General features: G+C 74.9%; 21 protein-coding genes. 7 read left to right on the top strand and 14 right to left on the bottom strand.

Annotation, left to right across the window (positions count from 1 at the left end):
• Positions 1-43: 43 nt before the first annotated feature.
• Positions 44-565, bottom strand: coding sequence for a PH domain-containing protein (locus tag ABD879_RS12125; protein ID WP_345020616.1), 522 nt, complete (start codon positions 563-565; stop codon positions 44-46).
• A 229-nt stretch (positions 566-794) separates the two neighbouring features.
• On the opposite strand from ABD879_RS12125, the gene ABD879_RS12120 reads away from it, so the two are divergent.
• Positions 795-2585, top strand: coding sequence for a thiamine pyrophosphate-requiring protein (locus ABD879_RS12120; RefSeq protein WP_345020614.1), 1791 nt, complete (start codon positions 795-797; stop codon positions 2583-2585).
• A gap of 43 nt (positions 2586-2628) precedes the next feature.
• Entirely contained in the window at positions 2629-3261 is a 633-nt protein-coding gene (locus ABD879_RS12115) for a hypothetical protein (RefSeq protein ID WP_345020612.1), read from the top strand.
• Here ABD879_RS12115 and ABD879_RS12110 read toward each other — a convergent pair.
• From ABD879_RS12110 to ABD879_RS12075, 8 genes are all read right to left on the bottom strand, one after another.
• Positions 3236-4441, bottom strand: a complete 1206-nt coding sequence (locus ABD879_RS12110; protein WP_345020657.1) for a hypothetical protein — start codon at positions 4439-4441, stop codon at positions 3236-3238. The two genes, ABD879_RS12115 and ABD879_RS12110, sit on opposite strands and share 26 nt — an antisense overlap.
• 174 nt (positions 4442-4615) lie before the next feature.
• Complete coding sequence (locus ABD879_RS12105; protein WP_345020611.1) at positions 4616-5497, bottom strand: glutamate ABC transporter substrate-binding protein; 882 nt, start codon at positions 5495-5497, stop codon at positions 4616-4618.
• An 11-nt stretch (positions 5498-5508) separates the two neighbouring features.
• Complete coding sequence (locus ABD879_RS12100; RefSeq protein WP_345020609.1) at positions 5509-6882, bottom strand: hypothetical protein; 1374 nt, start codon at positions 6880-6882, stop codon at positions 5509-5511.
• A 116-nt stretch (positions 6883-6998) separates the two neighbouring features.
• A complete protein-coding gene (locus ABD879_RS12095; RefSeq protein ID WP_345020607.1) occupies positions 6999-7403 on the bottom strand; it encodes an FHA domain-containing protein in 405 nt (134 codons plus the stop codon).
• A gap of 389 nt (positions 7404-7792) precedes the next feature.
• A complete protein-coding gene (locus tag ABD879_RS12090) occupies positions 7793-9100 on the bottom strand; it encodes a vWA domain-containing protein (protein ID WP_345020605.1) in 1308 nt (435 codons plus the stop codon).
• Entirely contained in the window at positions 9097-10167 is a 1071-nt protein-coding gene (locus ABD879_RS12085) for a PP2C family protein-serine/threonine phosphatase (protein ID WP_345020603.1), read from the bottom strand. The genes ABD879_RS12090 and ABD879_RS12085 overlap by 4 nt, the downstream gene beginning before the upstream one ends.
• The gene (locus ABD879_RS12080) at positions 10164-12614 is read right to left on the bottom strand and encodes a serine/threonine-protein kinase (protein ID WP_345020600.1); all 2451 of its coding nucleotides are present in this window, start codon (positions 12612-12614) and stop codon (positions 10164-10166) included. Before ABD879_RS12080 ends, ABD879_RS12085 begins: the two co-directional genes overlap by 4 nt.
• Complete coding sequence (locus ABD879_RS12075; RefSeq protein WP_345020598.1) at positions 12611-13840, bottom strand: hypothetical protein; 1230 nt, start codon at positions 13838-13840, stop codon at positions 12611-12613. The genes ABD879_RS12080 and ABD879_RS12075 overlap by 4 nt, the downstream gene beginning before the upstream one ends.
• A 121-nt stretch (positions 13841-13961) precedes the next feature.
• Between ABD879_RS12075 and ABD879_RS12070 the strand changes: the two genes are divergently transcribed.
• Positions 13962-14501 (top strand): helix-turn-helix transcriptional regulator, encoded by a 540-nt coding sequence (locus ABD879_RS12070; RefSeq protein WP_345020595.1) that lies wholly within the window; start codon positions 13962-13964, stop codon positions 14499-14501.
• Positions 14502-14567: 66 nt separating this feature from the next.
• Here the strand turns inward: ABD879_RS12070 and ABD879_RS12065 are convergent, their stop codons facing one another.
• Positions 14568-15722, bottom strand: a complete 1155-nt coding sequence (locus ABD879_RS12065; RefSeq protein ID WP_345020594.1) for a glutamate--cysteine ligase — start codon at positions 15720-15722, stop codon at positions 14568-14570.
• A gap of 95 nt (positions 15723-15817) precedes the next feature.
• Positions 15818-17425, bottom strand: coding sequence for a PucR family transcriptional regulator (locus tag ABD879_RS12060; protein WP_345020592.1), 1608 nt, complete (start codon positions 17423-17425; stop codon positions 15818-15820).
• A 155-nt stretch (positions 17426-17580) separates the two neighbouring features.
• On the opposite strand from ABD879_RS12060, the gene ABD879_RS12055 reads away from it, so the two are divergent.
• Both ABD879_RS12055 and ABD879_RS12050 read left to right on the top strand, forming a co-directional pair.
• The gene (locus ABD879_RS12055) at positions 17581-18888 is read left to right on the top strand and encodes an aspartate aminotransferase family protein (RefSeq protein ID WP_345020590.1); all 1308 of its coding nucleotides are present in this window, start codon (positions 17581-17583) and stop codon (positions 18886-18888) included.
• Entirely contained in the window at positions 18885-20420 is a 1536-nt protein-coding gene (locus tag ABD879_RS12050) for a CoA-acylating methylmalonate-semialdehyde dehydrogenase (protein WP_345020588.1), read from the top strand. The genes ABD879_RS12055 and ABD879_RS12050 overlap by 4 nt, the downstream gene beginning before the upstream one ends.
• Here the strand turns inward: ABD879_RS12050 and ABD879_RS12045 are convergent.
• Together ABD879_RS12045 and ABD879_RS12040 are read right to left on the bottom strand one after the other, a co-directional pair.
• Positions 20356-20724: a hypothetical protein gene (locus ABD879_RS12045; RefSeq protein ID WP_345020586.1), complete on the bottom strand. Its 369-nt coding sequence runs from the start codon at positions 20722-20724 to the stop codon at positions 20356-20358. The genes ABD879_RS12050 and ABD879_RS12045 overlap by 65 nt on opposite strands.
• On the bottom strand, positions 20721-21572 hold the full coding sequence (locus tag ABD879_RS12040; RefSeq protein ID WP_345020584.1) for a phospholipid carrier-dependent glycosyltransferase: 852 nt from the start codon (positions 21570-21572) through the stop codon (positions 20721-20723). The genes ABD879_RS12045 and ABD879_RS12040 overlap by 4 nt, the downstream gene beginning before the upstream one ends.
• A gap of 632 nt (positions 21573-22204) precedes the next feature.
• Here ABD879_RS12040 and ABD879_RS12035 point away from each other — a divergent pair.
• Together ABD879_RS12035 and ABD879_RS12030 are read left to right on the top strand one after the other, a co-directional pair.
• On the top strand, positions 22205-22597 hold the full coding sequence (locus ABD879_RS12035) for a hypothetical protein (protein WP_345020580.1): 393 nt from the start codon (positions 22205-22207) through the stop codon (positions 22595-22597).
• Between the two features lie 508 nt (positions 22598-23105).
• Positions 23106-24320 (top strand): ABC transporter substrate-binding protein, encoded by a 1215-nt coding sequence (locus ABD879_RS12030; RefSeq protein WP_345020577.1) that lies wholly within the window; start codon positions 23106-23108, stop codon positions 24318-24320.
• A 124-nt stretch (positions 24321-24444) separates the two neighbouring features.
• Here the strand turns inward: ABD879_RS12030 and ABD879_RS12025 are convergent, their stop codons facing one another.
• Complete coding sequence (locus tag ABD879_RS12025; RefSeq protein WP_378272126.1) at positions 24445-24708, bottom strand: hypothetical protein; 264 nt, start codon at positions 24706-24708, stop codon at positions 24445-24447.
• Positions 24709-24968 lie beyond the last annotated feature (260 nt).

Genomic DNA, 24968 nt, shown 5'->3' with positions numbered 1-24968 from the left:
CCGGCGCGCCTCCCGCGGCCGACGGCCCGGCGGGACGCGCGGGTCAGTCCGGGGAGGGGTCCTCGGCGCCGAACACCTCCGTGGAGACCTCCAGGTACAGCTGCTCGGGGTAGGGCATGAAGCGGACGTTGCGCAGCGCCTGCTTGTCCCCCGCCGACTCGATGACGAACTCCCCGTACCCCAGCATGCGGCCGAGCACCGACCGCTCCAGCGCGATGTCCTCGACCTTGGCCAGGGGCATCATCGCCACCTCGCGGTTGATCACCCCGCGGATGACCATGAGCCGGTGCTCGGTCACCAGGAAGTACCGCAGCGACCACGCGAGGACCTTCCACACCAGGTAGCCCAGGGTCGGCAGCCACAGCCACCAGACCCACCAGATCCCGGTCACGGCGGCGACCAGCGCGCAGGCGATCAGCCCGCCCACCACCGCCAGCAGGGCGGGCAGCAGCACGGCCGGGTGCCCCCGCACCGCGATCACCCGCTCCTCGTGGGACATCAGGTACCGGCCCACGGTCCGCGACCCGGCCTCGTGGCGGAAGACCATCATGTCCTGGATGTTCATGCGCCACCCTTGTCATGATCAGGGGCTTCAAAGGTAGCCGAAGCGGCGCGCGCGCCGCAGTGCCGCGTCCGTCGGGTTTTCCTCGCCGGGCCGGCCGCCGTCTCGCCGTCGCCGCACGTCATGGACGGGTCCGGATACCGCCAACGTCTGGTGCGCCGTCGATATGGCCCCGCGAAACCGGAAACGCCCCCCGTGACCGAGGTGACCTGGTTACGGGGGGGGGAGTGCCATGGCCGAGACGGTGGCCGACTACGTGCTCACAAGGCTGCGCGACTGGGGCGTCGAACACGTCTTCTGCTATCCGGGCGACGGCATCAACGGCCTGGTCGCGGCGCTCGGCCGGGCGGGGACGCCCAAGGTGGTGCAGCCGCGGCACGAGGAGATGGGCGCGTTCGAGGCGGTCGGCTACGCCAAGTTCGGCGGCGGCGTCGGCGTGTGCATGGCCACCAGCGGGCCGGGCGCGATCCACCTGCTGAACGGGCTGTACGACGCCAAGCTCGACCACGTTCCGGTGGTGGCGATCGTCGGGCAGGTGGCGCGCAGCGCCATGGGCGGCAGCTACATGCAGGAGGTCGATCTGCAGGTCCTGTTCAAGGACGTGGCGTCCGACTACGTGCACACGGTCGCCGTCCCCGAGCAGCTGCCCAACGTGCTGGACCGGGCCCTGCGCACCGCCCTGGACCGGCGCGCCCCCACCTGCGTGATCATCCCGGCCGACCTGCAGGAGGCCGAGTACGAGGCGCCGGCGCACGCCTTCCGGCAGGTGCCCTCCAGCGCGCCGGGGTACGCGGCGCCCGAGACCCGCCCGCCCGAGGCCGAGCTCGCCCGCGCCGCCGAGGTGATCAACGCGGGGGAGAAGGTGGCGATCCTGGTCGGGCAGGGCGCCCGGTCGGCCGCCGCCGAGGTGCTGGAGCTGGCCGAGGCGACCGGAGGCGGCATCGCCAAGGCGCTGCTCGGCAAGGACGTCGTCTCCGACGAGCCGGCCTTCGTCACCGGTGCGATCGGGCTGCTGGGCACCCGGCCCAGCTACGAGCTGATGCGCGACTGCGACACCCTGGTGATCGTCGGGTCCAGCTTCCCCTACAGTCAGTTCCTGCCCGAGTACGGCGGCGTCCGCGCCGTGCAGATCGACATCGCCGGGCACATGATCGGGATGCGCTACCCCACCGAGGTCAACCTGGTCGGGGACGCCGGGGCCACGCTGCGGGCGCTGCTGCCGCGGCTGCGCCGCAAGCGGCACGGCGACTGGCGCCGCACGATCGAGCGCAACGTGCAGCGCTGGCGGCAGACGATGGAGTCGCAGGCGCAGATGCCCGCCGATCCGGTCAACCCGATGCTGGTGTGCCACGAGCTGTCGCCCCGGCTGCCCGACGACGCGATCGTCACCTGCGACTCGGGGTCGGTCGCCAACTGGTACGCGCGGCTGCTGCGGTTCCGCGGCCGGATGCGCGGGTCGCTGTCGGGGACGCTGGCCAGCATGGGGGCGGCCGTTCCGTACGCGATCGGCGCCAAGTTCGCCCATCCGGACCGGCCCGTGATCGCGCTGACCGGCGACGGGGCGATGCAGATGAACGGGATGGCCGAGCTGATCACCGCGTGCCGGTACTGGCGGAGCTGGCCGGACCCGCGGCTGATCGTGGCGGTGCTGCACAACAACGACCTCAACCAGGTCACCTGGGAGCTGCGCGCGATGGGCGGCTCGCCGCGCGTCCCGCAGACCCAGGACCTGCCGGACGTGTCGTACGCGGGCTTCGCGCGTTCGCTGGACCTGGAGGGCATCGAAGTCGACAAGCCCGGCCTGCTCGGCCCGGCGTGGGACCAGGCGCTCGGCTCCGACCGCCCGGTGGTGCTGGACGTGCGGTGCAGCGCCGACCTGCCGCCGATCCCGCCGCACGTCGAGTTCGACCAGGTGAAGAACACGATGGAGGCGCTGCTGAAGGGCGACAGGGACGCCTGGGGGATCGTCGGCGAAGGGGTGCGGGCCAAGCTGCGGGAGGCCCTGCCGCGCCGGGGGAGGTAGCGGCCTTCTTGCCCATCGGCGGACGCGTCCGGAAGATGGGGGCATGGTCACCCCTGAGGAGCCCCCTCCCGGTCCGTCCCGGGGGCCCGGCGCCGGTGCGGACGTGACGGGGCGGCCGGTGTGGCGGCTGCTGCTGCGCGGCCTGGGCGTGTTCCTGCCGGGCTGGCGGGCGCCGCAGGGGGTGACGGGCGTCCGCGACGGCGCGTCCGGGCCGGGTGCGGCGCCCGGGTTCGGGCCGCCGGGGTACGTCGACCGCGCCACCGGCTTCGGCCTGCACCTGGCGGACCGGGCGCGCGGCCTGGAACCCGACCGCGAGATCTACGTGCGCGGGCGGCAGGACCCCAGCTTCGGCATCGTGATCGCGGGGCCGTCGGCGGCGATCGGCACCCGGGTCGTGGACGCGGCCGGGCTGGTGCGGTACGCGCGCCGCCTCACCTTCGAGGAGCTGTGCGACGCCGCCGACGCGGGCTCGGTGCCCTACGCGATGCGCGCCGCGCGGGCCGTGCACAACGTGGTCTTCCTGGACCGCGCGGCGGGCGTGGGGCTGTGCGCGGAGGCGGACCCGGTGACGGGGCAGGCCGCGTGCCCGCTGTTCGTGCGGCTGCGCGCGTCCGACCGCGCCGTGCGCGCCTACGGCCTCGGCCCGGCCGTCACGACCCCGCGGCCCACAGGCTGAGGTCCCACAGCTGGTGGGACGGCAGGCGCCGCAGCCGCACGGCGGCGGCGGCCGGGTCCCAGAACACCCCGTCGCTCTCCAGCTCCAGCGACTGCGGCGGGGTGAGCACGGCGCACAGGAACTCGTCCCGGCTGCGCACCGCCAGCAGCGGGCCGATCTGCGCCACGGCGCCGCTGCTCTCGTAGAGCGCGCGCAGCAGCGCCTTGAGCGCGGCCTCGTCCTCGGGGGGAGGCTCGGGGGTGACGCCGGGCGGCAGGACGCGTTCGCCGGGGCGTCCGCGCGCCAGGGAGGCCGGGCCGCCGCCCGGCGGCAGGTCCGCGCCCGTGGAGATGAGCAGGGCGGTGAAGACGCCGCCGAGGTCCTCGGGGCGCTGCCCGGCCAGAAAGTAGCGGCGGCGCTCCGGCGCGTCGTCGGCCGGCAGGCCATTGGGCTTGTCGGTGGTGCGGAACCGGATCCGCAGGCGGTTGGCCTCCAGGCACCGCTCGTACACCTCGGCGAGGATGTCCTCCAGCCGGCCGTCGCGCGTCCACAGCCGCCCGACCACGTTGACCGACGTCCCGTCGCGCCCGCCGCGGGGGCGGGCCTCCAGCGTGGCCGTCACGGCCTCGTCCAGCTCGCTTTCGGTGAACGCCAGCAGTTCGGCGACGATGTCCTCCACGTCCTCCAGCGTGCGGGTGAGGGTGCGCTGCAGCTCCAGCATCCCCGCGCCGTCGCGCTCCAGCTCGGCCAGCCGCGCCAGGGCCGCCTCCACGTCGGCGCCGCCCGCGCCGCGCTCGCCGGTGCGGGCGCCGGCCTCGGCGACCGCGCGCACCGACGTCTCCACCTCCGCCAGCTTGCGGCGCAGCGCGGCGAGCGTGACCCGCTGCTGCTCCAGCTCGTGCAGCCGGCCCGCCTGCGTGCGCAGGTACTCGTCGGCCCGGTGCACCAGCGCGGCCAGCTCCTCGACCTGGCTGGTGTTGTCGCGCAGCCGCGAGTCGAGCGCGGGCAGCACGTCCCGCTTGACCCGCGACAGCTCGGCGGAAAGCTGCTCGCCCACCGTCACCAGCACGCTGTTCTGCTTGGTGACCTGCTCGTTGAGCTCGTCGACGCGACGCACGAACGCGGCGGCCTGGTGCTTGCTCTGCCGGCCCGCGTACAGCTCCAGCGCCCCCACGACGACGCACAGCACCACCAGGATCACCGTCGTCAATGGGACTCCTCCGGACGCGGCGGCGGTTCTCTCATCGTGTTGTGATCGCGACCATAACCTACGGGGACGTACCAGGAGGAGCACTTACGTAAGCGACTTATCTTCCTGACCGAAAGGCGGGGCGCCCCCGGGCCGGCTCGCGGCGGCGCCGCTCCACCGGCCCGCTCAGCTCCCGGCGACGGGTTCGTCGCAGCCCTCGAACTGCGGCACCGTGGTGGTGAGCCGCAGCCCGGACGCCCCGAACCAGCGGTGCAGCAGCCGGGGGACCGTCCCGTCCTGGTACATGCGCGTGATGGCCTTGTTGACGGCCTCGCAGCCCGCCACGTCGTCGCGGTGCAGGCCGACCCCGTACGGTTCGTCGGAGAACGGGGCGTTGACCAGCCGCACCGGCGCGCCGCCGTCCCGCGCCCGCGCGGCCAGCCCGGCCAGGATCAGGTCGTCGGTGGACACCGCGTCCACGTCGCCGTCCTGCAGGCCGACCAGGCACTGGTCGTAGCCGCCGGATTCGCGCGGGGTCGCCTTGACGCCCTTCTCGTCGATGACGCGGCGGTGCGACAGCGAACCCGCGACGCTGCACAGCGTGCGGCCCGCCAGGTCCCGCACGTTCCGCACGGCGGTGTCGGAGCGGCGGACGAGGATGTCCTGGTGGGCGACGTAGTAGGGCCCGGCGAACAGCACCTTGGTCTTGCGCTCGGGGGTGATGGAGTAGCTGGCCACGACCATGTCGACCTGGCCGGTGACGAGCAGGTCCTCGCGGTTGACGTCCCTCGGCACCGGCCGCAGGTCGACGCGGTCGCGGGGCACGCCGAGGCGGCGGGCGATCTCGCGGGCGACGTCGATGTCGAAGCCCTGCAGGTCGGGGTCGCGGAAGCCGAGTCCCGGCCGGTCCTCGTTCACCGCGATGACCAGGCTGTCCCTGCCGACGACGGACGGGGTGTCGGCGTCGGCGCTGCCGCAGGCCGCCGCCGACGCCGCCAGCGCCGCCGAGACGGCGGCCGCGGCGGCGCGCCGGGCGGCTGTGGAACGTGTCTGCAAGCCGATCTGCATGCCGGGTCCCTTCACCGGTACTCCGCCAGGCGGGGGCGCACGCCGGCCGCCACCAGGACGAGGATGACCAGCCCCGACACCGGGAGCACCACGTCCCAGCCGTCGGTGCCCTCGTCGCCCGCCCGCACCGCGGCGTCGAAGTCGCGGCGGTGCAGCCCGGCGAGCGCGTTGAGCGACGCGTCGTACCGGGCGAACAGCCGGACGCCGGTGTCCGGGCCGGTGCCCAGCCGCGCGCGGACCGCCTCGTCGGTGCGGCCGGCGGCGGCCAGGTCGCGGATGCGGCGGTCGGCGAGCTGGAAGGCGCGGAAGTCGTCCAGCACCTTCTCGAACGCCTTGGCCTGCGCGCCGGTCAGGGCGCGTTCTGACTCGTCCCCGAGGAAGCCCAGGAACCGCGCCCGCCCCCAGGAGCGGCCCTGGGACTCCACGGCCTCGGTGTACTCGGGGAGGCTGTCGGCCTGCAGGTACAGGATCGACTGCGACTTGCTGAGGTAGGTCTGCGTGTAGGCGTCGGCGCGGTCGGGGTCCAGGAGGAAGCGGGTCTGGTCGGCGTTGGCGCTGTTGCTGATGGCGCGGGTGCGCGACAGCGCGAGGACGGGGTCGAACCCGTCGCGTTTGGCGTCGCGCAGGTGCCCGGCCTGGGACGACAGCATGGACGTGCTCATCACCACGAGCACGAGCGCCGCCAGGGTCGCCGGCGCGACGCCCGGGTTGAGCACGCGCCGGAACCGCACGTACAGGTAGTGGTTGAGGGCGAGCAGCAGCGCCAGGAGCAGCACGCCGGTGACGACCACCAGCGTGCGGCCGGTCAGCACCGCCGACCGCTCGGACTCGTAGGTGTGCCGGACCAGGGTGCCGTTGTCGAGGGTCAGGTTGTAGGCCTTGGGCAGCAGGTCCAGCTTCATCAGGTCGGTGGCCTGCCGGTAGGCGTCCAGGACGCGCTGCGGCGGGGGCCCGGCGGCGTGGTGGGCCTGCTCGTCCAGCAGCAGCGCCTGGCCGGCGTGGCGTTCGTAGCGGCCGAGGGCGTCGAGCAGGTCGCGGGCCGTCTCCCGCTCGGTGGGGTCGTCGGCGAGCCGGGACGCCTGCAGCAGCGCGGCGCCCGCCTTGGCGCGGCTCTGCTCGTACCGGGCGAGCAGCTGGTCGCGGCGCATCCCCAGGTCGCGCGAGGTGCCGATGAGCAGCGCGTTGGCCAGGTGCGCGTCCATGTCGGTGAGGTGGAAGTACAGGTCGCCGGTGGCGACGACCTGGGGGCCCGCGTCGTGGCCGATGACGCGGACGCCGTCGCGGGCCGCCCCGACGGCCCACCACGTGGACGCCAGCAGCGCGACGAGCGCCAGGATGATCAGGGCCGTGAGTGTCCGTACCCTGCCCGCGACCGTGCGGGGCACCAGCGGCAGCGACCGGGAAGGCGGCGCGTGCCGTCCCGGTGGGGCGGGCACGCGCGCGCTCGGGGGCTGCGGCCCGCCCGGGGCCGGCCCCCCGCCGGGGGGACGCGCCACGGCCGTCACGCCGCGCCGCCCTTGCTGAGCGTGATGGTCGTCCACGCGCCCACGTGGATGCGGTCGCCGTCGCCGACGGGCACCTCGACGTTCAGGGGGATCGGTTCGGTCGCGCCGTTCAGGCACGTGCGGTTGGTGGAGCCGGGATCGACCAGGGTCCAGGTGCCGTCCGGCTTGGCCAGCAGCACCGCATGCACGTGGGAGACGCCGGGGTCGGCCGGGGGCTCCTGCAGGTCGATCTCGGGGTTCGTCCCCCGGGACACGCTGCGCCTGCCGATGCGGATCTGCTTTCCGGTCAAGGGAATCCGCCGTTCGGGGCAGTAGGGCGGGAACGGGATGTCCTTGGCGTCGGGTCCGCCTTCGGCGATGACGGTGTCGTAGTACTCGCGGTCGGCGTTCACGATGGCCACCCACTCCGCCTCCTGGGGCGCGCCCTCGGCCGCCGCGGCCGCGCCCGGGGCCGGGGAGGGCGGGCCCGGGGAGGGCGCGGCAGGCGGAGCCGGGACCGGCGCCGGCTGCGGCGGGGGGAGCGGCTGCGGCGGACCCGAGGGGGTCGGCCTGCCGCCTCCCGTCGCGAAGTCGTAGCCGCACTCCTCGCAGAAGCGGTCGGTGGACGGCGTCCCGCAGTCCGGGCAGGGCACGCCCTCACCCCCCGTGGGCTGCCCCGCCGCGGGGGCGGCCCCGGAAGGCGCGGACGCGGGCGCGGGCGCGGGGGAGGCTTCACCGCCGATGCGCTGACCGCACACGTCGCAGTAGTCGTCGGTACCGGAACTGTGCCCGGACGGACAGATCGCCATGCTCAGCCCTCGCCTCTGCGCGTACGGACGGTCTTGGTCGACCGGGTGTCCAGCGACATCACGTCGGCCTTGTCGACGTTCTTGCGCAGCCGGACCGTCCCGGTGGCCGGGTCCACCACGTCCACCACCTTGCGCAGCATGGACGTGATCGCGTCGTTGCCCGCCTCGTCGGCCAGCCGCACCGCGCGGCCCAGCCGCGCGGTGGCGGTGTCCAGGTCGCCGCTCTCGCGCGCCGCCAGCCCCTCCTGGATGGCCTGGGCCAGCTCGGCCTGCCCGGTGTAGTGCGCCACCCGCGGGTTGATCTTGGTGGACTGCGCCTCGTCGTCGGTCCACTGCGCCAGCACGTTGCCGGTCGCCAGCACCTGCTCGGCGCGGTCGGCCGTGCCCGGCAGCACCAGCTTGATCCAGGCGGCGCGCAGCTCGGTGCCCACCGCCGCGGGCGGCACCTCCACGCACACGTGGTAGTCGCGGCTCTCGGCGCCCCACGCCCCGATCGGGTAGTCCCCGGCCTGCGGCGCCGCCTCGACGCGCCGCCCGGTCAGGTCCTCCACCGACGGCATCACCTGCTTGACGAACTTCACCGCGGCGGTCCGCGGCGTCCACACGCGCAGCATCACGTCGGCGACGGCCTTGCCCATCGCCGCCTCGGTCATGGCCTGGAAGTCGGCCACCAGGTCGGCGGGGTCGGCGACGATGTCCACGCCGCCGAGCAGCGCCGAGGCGATCTTGCGCAGCTCGGCGACCTCCCAGTCGGTGCCCACGCCCCGGCAGTCGCACACGAACCGCCCCGAGCAGCGCTGCAGTACCGCGTCGAGCTGGGCGGGCGTCTCGTGCTGGTTCTTGCCGTCGGTGAGCAGGATGGCGTGCCGGATGCCGTCCTGGTGGGCGTCGAACAGCTGGTCGGCCAGCCGCAGCCACGAGCCGATCGCGGTGCCGCCGTGCGCCGTGAGCCGCGCCAGCGCGGCCCTGGCCTCGCTGCGGGTGGTCGCGTCGGCCCGCACCAGCGGCGGTGCGCCCGGATAGACCAGCTTGGCGTCGTTGGACCCGGCGATCACGGCGAAGTGGACGCCGTCGCGCAGCGTGTCGACCGCCACCTGGGCGGCCTCGATGGCGGCGTGCAGCTTGCTGTCGGGATAGGACATCGAGCCCGAGGTGTCGATGATGATGACCTCGGCGGCCTCGGTCGCCGCGCCGCCCGCGGGGGCTGCGCCGGACGACTCGACCGACACGATCGCGTGGACCTCGCGGCCGCCCACGGGCAGGTACTTGTTCTGGTCGACCTTGACGGTGAACTGCGGCTGGTCGCTCATCGGGGTTGCTCCGTAGTCGGCGGGACGGATGGGTTCGCGGGGGACGCGTCCTTCCTGGCGGGGGTCTGCGGGACGGGGACGACGGCGACGGTGACGTTGTCGCGGCCGCCGGCGTCCAGGGCGTGCCGCACGAGCACGCCGGCCGCCTCCAGCGGGGGGACGGCCTCCGGCGGGGCGCCGGACGCGGCCGTGAGCACGGCGGTGAGCTGCTCGGGCGCGGGCAGGTAGTTCCACAGGCCGTCGCTGCACACCACCACCGCGCCGGGGCCCTCCACGGGGCGGGTGCGCACGTGCGGGGCGAGGTCCACGGCGTCCGCGCCCAGCCACGCGGTGATGACGTGCGCGTTGGGGTGGGCCTCGGCCTCGGCCTCGGTGAGGGCGCCCTCGGCCACCATGGCGGCGGCCCAGGAGTCGTCGTCGGTCAGCCGCTGCGAACCGCCGGCGGACGCGGCGAGCCAGTAGGCGCGGCTGTCGCCGACCCACCCGACGGTCACCGCGCCGGGGGCGACCGCGGCCGCCACCAGGGTGCAGGAGGGCGCCTCGTCCGGGGAGCCGGCCAGGGCCGCGACGGCGTCGGCCGCGTCGGCGATGGCCGTGCGCATGGCGGTCTCGGCGTCCGTCCCGCCGTCCAGCGCGGCGACCAGCGACGCGACGGCGGTTTCGGCCGCGGCCCCGGAGGCGTCCTCGGGGCGCGGCGACGATCCGACCCCGTCGCACACCACCACCGCCACGCCCCCGCGCCACGGGGCGATGGCCAGAGCGTCCTCGTTGCGGCTGTAGCGCAGCCCGCGGTCGCTGATCCCGGCGGCGGCGCCGTCGGGCAGTTCCACCTCGACGTGGTCGCGGTCGGCGGGCTGGCGCAGCCCGCAGTGCTCGCAGTAGCCGTCGGCGTCGATGGCGGTCGCGCCGCAGCCCGTGCAGCGCCGCAGCCGTACCGGCGCGGCGCCGGACCGGGGGTCGAGCCGCTGCCCGCACGCCTCGCAGAACTCCTCGCCCGGGTACACCACCTCCCGGCACGAGGGGCACCCCAGGTCCACCGTCTCGGCCGTCCCCCGCTCCCCGGTCACAGCAGCGTCCTGGGGCGGACGATGTTGGCGCGGTCGATGAGCAGCCGCCGTTCCTCCCTGTCCGTGCTGTGCCGCGCCAGCGACCGGTACGTCCGTTCCAGCGCGCTCCGCACGTGTCCCTCCGTCAGCTTCGCCCCCAACACACTGCCTCCTTGCGGGGAGTGCTTCGGCGCGTGGCGCACCCAGGCCAGGGCCGCCTCCAGCACCTCCGCCTCCAGACGCTGCCGCCGCTCGCCCTCGACGTCGAGCGCGGCCAGGCGGTCGCCCGCGCCGACGAGGTCGGCCGCGGTCAGCTCGGACGCGAGACGACCCCGCACGATGGTCGTCACCGCCGCCAGCTGCGCGGCCACGTGCCGGATCGAGGTCTGCGGCACCGAGTCCAGGACCGCGACGGCCGCCGCCCGGTCGCCCCCGGCCAGATGCACCCGGGCCAGGCCGAACGCCGCGTTGATGTAGGAGTCGTCGGTGCGCCACACCCTCTCGTACAGGCGCGCCGCGTCGGCGGGGGCGGTGCGCTCCCGGCAGAACGCCAGCGCCAGCTTGGGCGCCGCCTCGCCGGGCAGCAGGCCGTAGAGGTCGTCGAACATCGCCGCGGCCTCGTCCACGCGCTCCCGGGCCAGCGTGGCGACCGCCCGGTACCAGGTGAGCCGCCAGTCGCCGTCCAGCTCGCCCGCCAGGTCGTCCAGCAGGCGCAGCGCCTCGTCGGGGCGGCCCAGCTCGATGCGCACCCGCACGCCTGTCAGCGCGACCTCGGGCGTGCGCTGGGGCGCGCCGCCCAGGGCCGCCATGAGCTGCCGCGGCTCCAGCGCCGTCAGCCCGGCCAGGAATCCGGCGGCCGGGTCGGCGCCGTCCACCAGCGGCACCGGCAGCGCGGACGCGGCGTCCCGGGGCGCCGGCACCGGCAGCGGGGAGCCGGCGCCGTACACGTCCGGCTGGGCTCCCGCGGCGAACCGCTCGGGGCCGAACAGCGCCGACGGGGCGGGCCGCGGCCGGCCGTCCTCGGCGGCCAGCACCTCCCGCAGCACCCCGGTGAGCTGCTCGGCCATCTCGGCAGCGTCCTGGAAGCGGCGCGCCGGGTCGCGGTGCGTGGCGCGGCGCAGGAACCGGTCGAACGACTCGTGCCGGGCCAGCACCGGCACCTGCTCGCGCGGCGGCAGGCTGGTGGCGTAGGTGGTGGTGAACTCTGCGAACGGGAAGCTCAGCACCGCCAGCGCCCGGCCGACGGTGTACAGGTCGGAGCTGACGGACGGGCCGTCGTCGGCGATCTCGGGGGCCTGGTAGCCGACCGTGCCGTAGATGGCGCCGTCCTGGTCGTCGATCCGCCGCACCGCGCCCAGGTCGATCAGCCGCAGCTGCTCCTCGGACTGGATGACGTTGTCCGGCTTGAAGTCGCAGTACAGCAGCCCCTGCGCGTGCAGGTAGCCGAACGCCTGCAGCACCTCAAGGGCGTAGGCGATGGCCTGGCCGAGCGGCAGCGCGTCCTCGCCGTGCCGCCGCCGCTCCAGCAGGATGTCCTTGAGCGAGCGACCCCCGACGTACTCCATGACGATGTAGCCGGCGGGGGCGCCGGTGGCCGGGTCCGGATGCTGGACGAAGTTGTAGATCTTGACGATGTTGGGATGCTCGACCTCGGCGAGGAACGCCCGCTCGGCGGCCGCGGCGGCCAGCGCGTCGGCGTCCCCGGTGTCCAGCAGGCCCTTGAGCACCACCCAGCGGTCGCTGACGTTGCGGTCCTTGGCCAGGTAGATCCAGCCGAGGCCGCCGTGCGCCAGGCAGCCCAGCACCTCGTACTGGCCGCCCACCAGGTCGCCCGGGCGCAGCTTGGGGGTGAACGAGAAGCCCGCCCCGCACTTGGCGCAGAACCCCTCCGTGCGGCCCGGCCGGTCGCCCCGGCTGCGCCCCACCGGTTCGCCGCAGCCGCCGCAGAACCGCTTGTGCTCGGCGACCTCCGGGTCGGGCAGGACGGCGCTGGCCGGGTCCCGGTACGGCACGCGCGGCACCTCGACCAGGCCCGCGCCGAGCTGCCCGCGCCGCCCCGACCCGCGCGTCGACCCCGTCCGCCCCGTGCCCGCGCCGGAACCGCCGCGCGTCGGCGTGCTGGGCGCGGCCGTCCGCCCAGACGCCGCGGGGCCGGCCGGGGCCGCGGGGGGCAGGCCGCAGGTGTCGCAGTAGCCGTCCTGGATCGTGCCAGTGCAGCCCTGCCGTGCGCAGGCGTCGCTCGGGGGCGTGCCGGGGGCCGCCACCTGTGACGCCGGGGCGGGGGGCAGGCCGCAGGTGTCGCAGTAGCCGTCTTCGATCGTTCCGGTGCACCCCTGCCGCGTGCACGCGTCACCGGCCGCGCCGGCAGGGGCCGGCGGGGGCGACACGGGGGCGGGGGGCAGGCCGCACTCGACGCAGTAGCCGTCCTCGACCGACCCGCCGCAGCCCGGCGCGGTGCACTGAATCATCGGCGCGATCCCTTCGCCCGTGCGGAGACGGCCTGCTGGTATGCCGACAGCGCCGCCGTCGCCCCGCGCAGGTCGCACGGGGACGTCCACAGCAGCGCGCGTGCGCGCTCGTACAGCGCGGTCAGCTCGTCGTCCTCCAGGTGGCCCAGGCGCGCGGCCTTGGCCCGGTAGGCGTCCAGCCGTCCGCGCAGCTCCTCGCGGCGGTCCAGCAGGCCGGTGAAGATGTCGACGGCCTCCCGCGCCCGCGCCAGCGCGGTCTGCACGGCGGCGTCCAGGTCGGCCAGCCGCGCCGCCGGCTCCTCCCAGCGGCCGCCGGCGCGCAGGGCGTCCAGCTCGGCGAGCCGGTCGGCCAGCGCGGGCGCGGTGTCGGGCGCCGCCGGGACCGCCGCAAAGCTGATCTTGGCGAGGGCGTCCGCGCGGGCGCGCCGGGCCTGCTCCTCGGTCCGGCGGACGCGGCCCACCGCGTCCCGCAGCCGCGCGAGGCGTTCGGCGTGCCCGGCCCGCAGCCGGGCCGCCTCCTCCAGCCGCCGGCGCAGTTCGCGCAGGTCGGCGTCGAGGGCGTCCAAGCGGGTGACCGCGGCGGTGCCGTCGGCGCGGGCGCGCGACAGCGGGTCGGCGCGGATCGTCTCGCGCACCGCGGCCAGTTCGCGTTCGACGCGGTCGGGGCCGGGCCCGCCGCCCGCCGCCCGCGCCGCCGCCCGCGCCGCCGCGCACGCCCGCTCGACCTCGTCGAACCTGGACAGCAGCGCCGACCACACCGCGTCGACCCCCGCGACGATCCGCGCGGCCTCCTCGAACAGCGGGTTCATGCGGGCGACCGCGCCGTCCAGCGTCAGCCGCTCACCGGCGGGCGCCGACAGCAGCGTGCGCCGCTCCAGCGGTACCTGCGGCGCCGGCAGCTCCACCGACGGGCCGGTCAGCAGCCGGGTCAGCTCCGCCAGCTGGGCCTGGCCCGGACGCGGATGCCGGGCGCGCAGCCGCTCGGCGTCCCCGAGCACCCGCCCGTACAGGTCGAACAGCGACCACAGCGCGGCCGTCCGCGACCGCAGCTCGCCCTGGCGGCGGGCGGTCTCGCCGGTCAGCCCCGCCCCCTCGAGCAGCGCGTGGCCGGGGTGCGCCTCCAGTTCGGCCAGCGCGGCGCCGATGCGCTCCCTGTCGTCCCGCAGCCGCCGCAGCGCGCCGTCCACCTCGTCGCGGGTCAGCGGCGGGCGTGCGGCACCGCTCACCGCGGCCCCATCTCACCCATGTTCGCCCCCGGTATCGCGCTTTTGGGGGATCAGTGTTCACCATGCGGACGGCGCCGCTCAAGACCTCCAAACCGTCGGTGTTCGAACGTATTATCGAATCATGGCGAACGTAGCGACGCACCGCACCGCCCTCACCGCCGCGGAGATCGCCGCGCTGGCGCTCTCGCTGGCGCACCTCGGCGCCGGGCCGCAGGCGGCCACCGCCCGCCGGGCCCTGCGCACCCTGCTCGACGACGCCACCGACACCGAGACCGTCGCCGCGCGTTCCCTGCCCGTCCCGGCCGCCCCCCGGCCCGCCCGGTCGGCCGACGCCGTTCTGTCCACCCTGCAGACCCTCACCACGCCGCTCAGCCCCGCCACCGCCGACCGCGCCCGGGTGATCGCGGCCGCGATCACCGAGCACCGCGTCATCCGGCTCGTCTACGGCGACGCCCGCGCCAACGTCACCATCCGCGAGGTCGAACCCGTCACCTGCCTGGTCCACCGCGACCACTGGTACCTGGTCGGCTGGTGCCGGATGCGGCGCGGCGTGCGCGCCTTCCGCTTCGACCGGATCCTGGCCGTCGAGTCCACCGGCATGCCCGCCCGGCCCCACCGCGCCGAGCGCTACCTGCCCTTCCAGGGCCGCGCCGCCGCCTGATCAAGGCCCCGTGCGGCGGTCCGCGCGTGCCCCTGCGCGGCCCGCCCCCCTGCCGCTACCCCCGGGTCAGGACGCCGTGGTGCGCTCCACGGCGTCGGAGACGACCGCGGCGACGTCGCGGGTGCGGGTGTAGGCGGCGCGCTGCGTCCGGGCGCCGTTGCCGCGGTCGAGCAGCTCTCGCAGCAGCCCCTGCACGGCCTCCAGGTCGCCGATGCGGTCCAGGGCGGGGCCGACGTGGTCCAGCAGCGCGGCCACCACCGCGTGCGCGGGGGCGGCGCGGTGGGTGACCGGGTGCACCAGGTCGTCCCGCAGCCCGGAGCGGCTGGCCCGCCACATCGCCAGCCGCAGCAGGTGGGTGCGCACGGGGTCCGGGGGCTCGCCCGCCCGCCACGCCCGCGCCGCCGTCTCCACCAGCGCGCGGACCAGCGCGGCGAGCAGGACGGTGTCGCCGGCGTGCAGGCAGACGTCCGCGACGCGGACCTCCACGGTGGGATAGCGGTGGGAGATCCGGGCGTCGAAGTAGATCATGCCCTGGTCGAGCATCGTGCCCGTGCCGAGCATCGCCTCGACGGTCGCCCGGTACTCGGCGAACGACCCGAACGGCTCGGTCGGCCCGCTGGACGGCCAGCGCCCCCACACCTGGTGCCGCCAGCTCTCGTATCCGGTGTCGCGGCCCTGCCAGAACGGGGAGTTGGCGCTCAGCGCCAGCAGGGGCGGCAGCCACGGCCGGATCCGGTCGAGCACCGCCGCGCCCTCCTCCGGCGAGGCCACGTTCACGTGCACATGGCAGCCGCACGTCAGCTGCTCCGCCGCGGTCAGCGCGTAGGCGTCGGCCATCCGCCGGTACCGCCGGGACGGGGTGAGCGACGGCCGCACCGCCACCGGCGAGGTCGCCAGCGCCGCCACCGCGGCGCCGACGCCGCGCGCGGCCTGCGCCGCGGCGCGCCGGGCCCACCTGATCTGGTCCGCCAGCTCGGCGAGCGAGGCGCACGGCCGGGTGCACACCTCCAGCTGCTCGCGCTGCAGCTCGGTCTCCAGGCACTCGCCGCCCGACGACTCGGCCGGCCGGTCGTGGTGGCCGCGCGGCACCTCGCCGTGCTCGCAGCAGTAGCGGATCGCGTCGACCGAGACGGCCCGCGGCGCCCCGTCGACCGGATCGACCAGCAGAAGCTCCTCTTCCACGCCGATGGTCCGGGGCTGCGCCGCCTTGCGTTGGTCCACGCTGTCGTTCTGCCCGGGGGACGGCCGATACACGGCCGGGGGCGGGGAGGGGCCCCGGCTCCGGCCCCCTGGCGCTCACGATGGGAACGCGCCGCTCAGGAACGTTCCCACCGCAGGGAGGCGAGCGCCAGCAGGGCGACGTGGAGGGAGACGCAGGACTCCACGTCGTCGAGGTCGGCGCCGAGGACGCGCTCGATGCGGCGCAGGCGCTCGTAGAAGGCGGGCCGGGACAGGTGGGCGCGCTGGGCGGCGACGGCCTTGTTGCGGCCCGAGTCGAGGTAAAGCTCCAGGATGCGGGTGAGGTCGCTGCCGCGCTGGGCGTCGTACTCCAGCAGGGGGCCCAGCTCGCGTTCGACGAAGGTCTGCACGCGCGCGTCGTCGCGCAGCAGGTGCAGCAGGCCGCGCAGGCGCAGGTCGGGCAGGCGGTAGACCAGGCGGGTGCCGGAGCCGCGCGCGGCCACGTCGGCGACCTGCTCGGCCTCCAGGAAGGAGCGGCGCACGTCGCGGACCGACTCCACCACCGAGCCCGCGGCCATGACCACCTCGCCGTCGGACTGCTTGCGGACGCGCCCGGCGACCTCGTTGAGCACCGTCTCGACGTCGGCGCGGGCGGGCAGCGAGGCCAGGACGCCGACGCGGGCGTGCGGGCCGTCCTCGTCCAGCACGCCGACCAGGGCGGCCAGGCGGGCCTCCTTGCAGGCCGCCGCCGCCGTCTCGGCCAGCCCGGACAGGGCGCCGGGGGCCGGTCCGGCGCGGGGGCGCAGCACCACGCCCAGCAGGCGGCGGCCCGACAGCGGCACGCCGAGCGCGCGGGCGCGGGCGGCGGCCTCCTGCGGGTCGGCGTAGGAGTGGGCGAGGATCCGCGCGATGATCGTGCCGTGCGCCTGCCGCTCGACGCTCTCGGCGTGCCGGTCCAGCAGGCGGCCGAGCGCCAGGGTGGTGGCGGCGCGTTCGATCAGGACGGTCTCGCGCGGCGTGGGCGGCCGCCCGCAGGTGAGGATCAGGCGGCCCCAGTCCTCGCCGCGGGCGCCGACCATGGTGACCAGCCAGCCGGACGCCTCGTCGTAGCCGGTGCGCCGCTCGGGCCGCACCGCCCGCGAGCGCGTCTCCCAGGCCGACAGCAGCTCGGCCGGGTCGCCCGGCCCCGCGTCGGCGGCCAGCACCTGGTGCGACAGGTTCTCCAGGACGACCGGGTGCCCGCCCAGCGCGGCGGTCTGCCGGACGACCTCGTCGGTGGAGGCGCCCTCCACCGACAGCCGGGTGAAGATCTCGTGCAGCTGCTCGGAGGCGCGCAGCTCGGCCATCTGCTCCTGCAGGATGCGCGCGTGCACCGACTCGGTGATGTCGACGAACGCGGGCTCGTGCGCCAGCATCACCACCGGCAGGCCGTGCTCCTCGGCGGCGGCCAGCAGCGCCGGCGGCAGCGACCGGGCGTAGCGGCGGCCCAGCTCGATCATCAGACCGCTGGCCCCGACCTCGGCCAGCTCCCCGATGTAGGCGCACAGGCGGGCGGGCTCGTCGGGCAGCGCGATCCCGGTGGTGAGCACCAGCTCCCCGCCGTGCAGCAGGTGGGCGATGTCGGTGACCTCGGCCACGTGCACCCAGCGGACCCGGTTGCCGAGCCGGTCCGCGCCCGCGACCACCCGCGGCTGCCCGCGGCGGACCGCGTCGAGCTGGAGGACATCCGCCACTGTCGGGAGCATTTGCCGGATGATACCCGGCGCCGTGTCACACGGACATTACAGAATGTAAAAGACATTTGGGACATTCGTCGCCCCGGCAGACCGTCAACCCCGGGGGGTGTCCTCCTGACAGTCTGCCGCTGGTCCCGGGAGGGGCGGCGGACGAGACTGAGGACATGTCGGAACACGCGAACCTGCTGTGCCGCCACCGGGCGGTCATGCCGGACTGGCTGGCGCTCTACTACGGCACTCCCATCGAGATCGTCGGCGGCAAGGGCAACCGCGTGACCGACGCCGAGGGCAACGGCTACCTCGACTTCTTCACGGGCATCCTCACCAACATGATCGGGTACGACGTGCCCGAGGTCCGGGAGGCGGTGGAGCGGCAGCTGGCCACGGGCGTCGTGCACACCTCCACCCTGTACCTGCTGCGCGGCCAGGTGGAGCTGGCGGAGAAGATCGCCCGGTTGTCGGGCATCCCGGACGCCAAGGTGTTCTTCACCAACTCCGGCACCGAGGCCAACGAGACCGCCCTGCTGCTGGCGGCGGCCGCGCGGCGCAGCGACCAGGTGCTGGCGATGCGGCAGTCCTACCACGGCCGCTCGTTCGGCGCCGTCGGCGTGACCGGCCTGCGCACCTGGAAGAACCTGCCGTACTCGCCGCTCAACGTGCACTTCCTGCACGGCGCCGACCGGCACCTGCCCCAGTTCGCCGGGCTGTCGGACGCCGACTACGTCCGGGTGTGCGTGGAGGACCTGCGGCATGTGCTGGCCACGGCGACCGGCGGCGACGTCGCCGCGCTGATCGCCGAGCCGATCCAGGGCGTCGGCGGGTTCACCATGGCGCCCGACGGGCTGTTCGCCGCCTACCGGGAGGTGCTGGGCGAGCACGGGGCCTACTTCATCTCCGACGAGGTGCAGACCGGCTGGGGCCGCACCGGCGAGACCTTCTTCGGCATCGCCGCCCACGGCGTGACGCCGGACATGATGACCTTCGCCAAGGGGCTGGCCAACGGCTTCGCGGTCGGCGGCGTGGTGGCGCGGCGCGAGCTGATGGACGGCCTGGACGCCAACGGCATCTCCACCTTCGGCGGCAACCCGATCGCCATGGCCGCCGCCAACGCCACCCTCGACTACGTCCTCGACCACGACCTGCAGGCCAACGCCGCCCGCCAGGGCGCGGTGATCATCGGCGGCCTGCGCGAGGCCGCCGCCGGCCTGCCGGTGGTGCGGGACGTGCGCGGCAAGGGCCTGATGTTCGCCGTCGAGCTGGCCGACCCCGGCACCGGCGAGCCCAGCCCCCCGCTCGCCGACGAGATGTTGGAGGAGACGCGGCGGCGTGGTCTCCTGGTGGGCAAGGGGGGCCTGTACGGCAACGTCATCCGCATGGCGCCGCCGCTGACCCTCACCGACGCCGAGTCCTACGAGGGCCTCGGCATCCTGATCGACTCCCTCCGAGCTGTGAACGAGGCCGCGACAGCATGACCACGCAGACGTCCCCGAGCCCCGAGCACACCGAGTCGAAGCACGTCACGCACTGGATCGGCGGCAGGCCCTTCGCCGGCCGGGCCGAACGGCGCGGCGCCGTCCACGAGCCGTCCACCGGCCGCGTGGCCGGCACCGTCGACTTCGCCTCCCGGGCGGAGGTCGACGCGGCCGTCGCCGCCGCCAAGGCCGCCTTCCCGGCCTGGCGGGACGCCTCGCTGGGCGCCCGCACCCGGGTGCTGTTCCGGTTCCGCGAGCTGGTCGACGCCCACCGCGACGAACTGGCCCGGCTGATCTCGTCCGAGCACGGCAAGGTGGTCTCGGACGCGGCCGGGGAGGTGGCGCGCGGCCTGGAGGTGGTGGAGTTCGCCTGCGGCATCCCGCACCTGCTCAAGGGCGGGTTCTCGGAGAACGTGTCGACGCGGGTGGACGCCTACTCGATCCTGCAGCCGCTCGGCGTCGTCGCGGGCGTCACACCGTTCAACTTCCCGGCCATGGTGCCGATGTGGATGTTCCCCATCGCGATCGCCTGCGGCAACACGTTCGTGCTCAAGCCGTCGGAGAAGGACCCGTCGGCGCCGGTGCGGCTGGCCGAGCTGTGGGCCGAGGCGGGGCTGCCGGACGGGGTGTTCAACGTGCTGCACGGCGACCGGGTCGCGGTGGACGGCCTGCTCCGCCACCCCGACGTCAAGGCCGTCAGCTTCGTGGGCTCCACCCCGGTCGCCCGGTACGTGTACGAGACCGCCGCCCGCGCCGGAAAGCGCGTGCAGGCCCTCGGCGGCGCCAAGAACCACATGGTCGTGCTGCCGGACGCCGACCTGGACCTGGCCGCCGACGCGGCGGTGTCGGCCGGGTTCGGCTCGGCGGGGGAGCGGTGCATGGCGATCTCGGTGGTGGTCGCGGTGGACCCGGTCGGCGACGAGCTGGTCGCCAGGATCCGCGAACGGGTGGCCGAGCTGACGGTCGGGCCCGGCGACGACCCCGCGTCCGACATGGGCCCGCTGGTCACCCGCGAGCACCGCGACCGCGTCGCCTCCTACCTCGACAGCGGCGTCGCCCAGGGCGCCACCCTCGTCGTGGACGGGCGGCAGACCCCCGTGCGGGGCGGACGCGGCGAGGGCTTCTGGCTGGGCCCGACCCTCCTCGACCACGTCACGCCCGAGATGGACGCCTACCGGGACGAGATCTTCGGCCCGGTGCTGTCGGTCGTGCGCGTCCCGTCGTACGAGGCCGCCATGGAGCTGCTGGCGGCCAACCCGTACGGCAACGGCACCGCGATCTTCACCAACGACGGCGGGGCGGCGCGGCGCTTCCAGAACGAGGTGGAGGTCGGCATGGTCGGCATCAACGTGCCGATCCCGGTGCCGATGGCCTACTACTCGTTCGGCGGGTGGAAGGACTCGCTGTTCGGCGACAGCCACGCCCACGGCATGGAGGGCGTCCACTTCTACACGCGCACCAAGGCCGTCACGGCGCGGTGGCCGGATCCGAGCCACCGCGGCGTTCGGCTCGGCTTCCCCGCCGGCGGCTGACCGCCCCGGCGAGCGCCGCCAGGAGCAGGCCGGCGGCCAGGCAGGCGAACGGCGTGGCGGGCAGCACGTAGCGGTAGTCGAAGTCCGCCGAGGCGATCGGGAACACCAGCAGCGTCGCCGCCGCGGCCCAGGCGGGCAGCACGGTGCGGCGCAGCCGGGGCGCCAGGAGCGTCCCGGCCGCGCCCACCGCGAAGGTCACGCCGAGCGCCGGGCCGGGCAGGTACACGTGTCGCTGGCAGGCGACCATCGTGTCGGCGTGCGGCCGGACGACCTGGCTGGGCGTCGCCGTCCGCCCGTAGGTCATGGCGTCCAGCAGGGCCGAGTGGCCGCCGCCCCAGCTCTTGCCCCCGGGAAGACCTGCGGGTCGGAGGGGAAGTGGTACAGCGCCTCGGTGGCCGCGGTCGGATAGGGGAAACGCTCGGGGCTGAACGCCTTGCCCACCCCGTCGGCGACGGTGCGCAGGTAGTCGCCGGGCTGCGCCAGCATGGCCCGGATCGCGAAGTCCCGCAGCGCCTTGTCGGCCTGCGGGCCGACGGTGCTCTCGTAGATCACGCGCGGGGGCGCCTCGCTGCGCCAGATCAGGTGCCCGGGGGCGTGGCCCTGCCGCTTGAGCTCGGGGGTGAGGCACAGCCCGTCCTCGTGCATGGGCGGGCGGATCTTCGCGCAGTCGGCGAACACCGCCGTGCGCCCCCACAGGTACAGGCCGTCGCTGCAGGTCAGCCCGTAGCCGCCGTGCACCGAGTGGAACCACGCCATGTACGACACGATCGGGACGGCGGCCGCCGCGCCGAACGCGGCCGCCGCCCGCAGGCCGCGCCGCCGCAGCAGCAGGCACACCAGGATGACGGGGATCAGCGGCGCCCCCGCGGAGCGGACCAGCACCGCGTACCCGAGCAGCAGCCCGGCGGGCAGCGCCAGCCACCACGGGGGCCCGGTGCGGATCCGCCACAGCAGCAGCGTGACGCCGGCGGCGATCAGGAACGTGAACAGCGCCTCCGACATCAGCAGGTGTTCGAGCTCGATCTGGTAGGCGTCGTACAGCACCGGCAGCGCGACCAGGGGGGCGGCCCAGCCGGGCAGCCCCGCCCGCCGCAGCAGCAGGTAGATCATCACCGCGACGGCGAGCCCCATGAGGTGCTGGACGGCCGCCACGGCGGTGAGGCTGTGCAGCGGGCTCCATCAGGTTCAGCAGGAACGAGTACCCGATGGTCTTGCTGGGGGACGGATGCGGGCGCAGCGCGCGCCCCAGGTAGAAGTAGGAGTCCCCGGTGAACCACAGCACGCCCGGGTAGCCGCGCACCGCCGTCCAGCGCAGGAACGCGCCGCCCGCGAGCGCCGCCAGGCAGAACGCGTGGGCGCCGAGCCACCGCAGCGCGCGGGCCCGGGCCGTGCCGGGGGCGGCGCGACGCTGGGACTGCAAATCCAGACGAATCGCCCTTGCAGGGGTAGCCATCGCAAAGGGCCGCCGGGGCGGCGCCGGGCGGCCGGTCGTCTCGTTGATCACCAGGGGCCACACCGTACGGGCCGCCGGTGACGCGGGGGTGAACGGCGGATGGCGGCCGGTGAGAACCCGCCGGTCGGCGGCGCTGCAGCTTTCCGCCGGGTGCAAATTTCCGACGTGAACTTCCGCCGCCGGGGCTCCGACAAACAATAGCCACATGTATTGACTGGGTCTGTGGCGGGGCGACACAATCTGATCAGCCCAATTAATTGGGTCAATTCCGAAAAGTGTCCTCGGTCGAAGTGCCGCCGCCCGGGAACGCCGGGGCGCAAGGAGCCACGTGATGACTGCTGATGTGCATGCCGCCGAAGCCGACGCGCTCAGCAGACGCTATCCCGGGTGGACCATCTGGTTCGGTCCGCGCACCGGACGGTGGTGGGCGCTGCCCCCGCGCGAGCGGGACGTCGGCGCCTTCGTCGAGGCCGAGACGCCGCAGCGGCTCATCGCGCGCATCGAGGTGATCTGCCACGCCGAGTCCGCGCGGCCGGCGCCCCAGTCGGCGCAGCGGCCGCCCGTGCCGGCGGCAGGGCCGGCGACCTGGCACGGTCCCCGGCCGTCCGAGAGCCCCCGGCCGGAACCGCGGCGCCCCTCGAACCTCCTGCGTCTCGAGGGCGGCATCCCGTCGCCGCTCCGCCGGGTTCCGGCGATGGCGTGGCCGGGCGGCGCCGCGCGGTGATCCGCCGTTCCCCCGCCCCGCCGCGTCCGCCGGCGCCGCCGCGGCCCCGGGAAGGGCGGTGGCCCGCGCCGTATCCCTCTCCTGCATCCTCCGTGTGCGGCGCGGTCACCGGCACCCGCTGCCCTCCCCGGCCGCGGCGGGCTCCCCTTCCGCGAGGCCATTTCCCGCACCGCCGGAAAATACCGTGCCGGTGCGACCGGAATCGGCGGGACGGAGTATGCGAAACGGACCGTCTCCTTCGCTGAATTGCTCGGCGTCCATTCTCGCCGGCCCGGACAACGGCGGCGCCCGGCGGCATCGGGTTCCGTTCGGACGGCGCGGCAAGTCCTCGTGCGCGCGCCCGGCGCGTTCCGCACGCCGCCCCGGCGGAGCACGGGGACGGGCGTGATCCTCGGGCCGGAGACGCTACGCTGCGCCGATGGGGCGGGCCCGCGCCGGGGACGGGCGGCCCGCGGGGAGCCGGGGGCCCGCCGACCGCGGCGGACACGACACGCGACTCGGGAGCGACATGAGGCTGAGGGCCAAGGTGCTGGCCTCGGGGATGGCCGCGGTTCTGGTCGCGGCGCTGGCCGCCTGCAGCGGCGGCGAGGACAAGCCGGTCGGCACGGTCGGGGTGGCGAGCACCCTCGGGCCGGGGGAGGGCGCCCTCAACCTGGTGACCCTGCCCGGCTACATCGAGAACGGCGGCAGCGACCCGCGCGTCGACTGGGTGACGCCGTTCCAGGAGCGCACCGGCTGCAAGGTCAGCCTGAAGGTGGTCGCCTCGGCCGAGGACATGGCCGAGGTGATGCAGATGAAGTCCCGCCGGTACGACGGCGTGGCCGCGCCGCCCGAGGTGGCCGGGCGGCTCATCGACAGCCAGGACGTCGCACCGGTCAACACCGGCCTCGTCGACAACTACCGCAAGCTGGAGCCGCGGCTGCGCAACCTGCTCAAGCGCGGCAAGACCGTCTACGGGGTGCCGTACGTGTGGGGCTCCAACCTGCTGATGTACGACACGCGGTCGGCCCAGCCCGCCCCGTCGAGCTGGGCGGCGCTGTTCGACCCCGCCCAGGCCCGCCGGTACTCCGGGCGCCTGGTCATGCGCGACAGCCCGCTGGCCATCGCCGAGGCCGCGCTCTACCTGCGCGGCAAGGACCGCGACCTGGGCATCGGCGACCCGTACTCGCTCACCCGCGAGCAGCTGGAGGCCGCCGAACGCGTGCTGGCCCAGCAGCGCCCCCACGTGAAGATGTACTGGGAGCTGCCCGCCGACTCGGTCAGCGCGTTCGCCGGGGGCGAGGCGGCCGTGGGGCAGGTGTGGCCGTACCAGGTGGACGTGCTGAGCCGGGCGGGCAAGTCCGTGCAGGGCGTCGCCCCCTCCGAAGGGGTGACGGGGTGGATGAACGCCTGGATGATCGGCGCGCGCGCCGAGCACCCCAACTGCATGTACCAGTGGCTGCAGTGGACGGCCTCCCCCGACGTGCAGCAGCAGATCGCCGAATGGTCCGGGGTCGCGCCCGCCAACCCGCAGGCGTGCGACGGCGACCGGCTGAGGGCCGCGTTCTGCAACGCCTACCACGTGGGCGACCGCGACTACCTCGACAAGGTCGTCTTCGCGCACACGCCGTCCCGGCAGTGCGGCACGTCCGGCGGCGCCAAGGGGCGGCGCGACTGCACCGACTACGCCGAGTGGACCGAGGCGTGGTTCGAGGCCACCAAGGGCGGCAAACGCGTCCCGTGAGCCTGAGGAAGGGGTCTCCGGCGCGCCCGACCGCCCCCAGTCGGGCGCGCCTTACGGGTGGTCCCGGGCGTCCCCCCGAAAGCCCGGGTCACCCTCCTCCATGAGAGACCTCCGTGACGGCGGTCTACGTGGTGACCGCCGTCCGCGCCGACTCCGGTTCACGGACCGGAATCCCGGCGTTCGTGCCCGGCTCCCGGTCCCCCCGGCGAGGGCGGGGGACAGGGCGGATGGCGGGCGCGCACTCGTCGCACGCGAACACGCCCTGGCCCTCGGGCAGCCGGCCGACCCGAACGCGCGGTCGCGGCCACTTCTTGTGGCAGACGACGCACGCGTCCCCGTCGCGTTGCGCGGCGGTCAGCGCGCCGGGGTCGAACGTCAGCTCGCCCATACGGCCCATCCCTGTCTCCCGTGACGGGTGCCGATGCACGCTTACCTTTATAGGCGGGCCAGTGTGATGTATCAGTTACCGTCGGTGAAAAGCCGGGCAAAGTTCGGCCCTGGGCGCAAGGGGCCGCGCCGGAGGCGGTGACGTGATGCGATCGGCGGGGGCTTTCCCAACCAAAAGCGGGAATCAGGAGAAATATCACCTTTCAATCGGGATGCCCGCTTTGCCGATCGTTGCACGGGTCGGACATACAAAGGAGATAT

The organism is Actinomadura keratinilytica, from assembly GCF_039539665.1.
GTDB lineage: Bacteria > Actinomycetota > Actinomycetes > Streptosporangiales > Streptosporangiaceae > Spirillospora > Spirillospora keratinilytica.
Note: the sequence above shows the minus strand (reverse complement) of the source record. Positions and strands in the feature narration are given on the sequence as shown.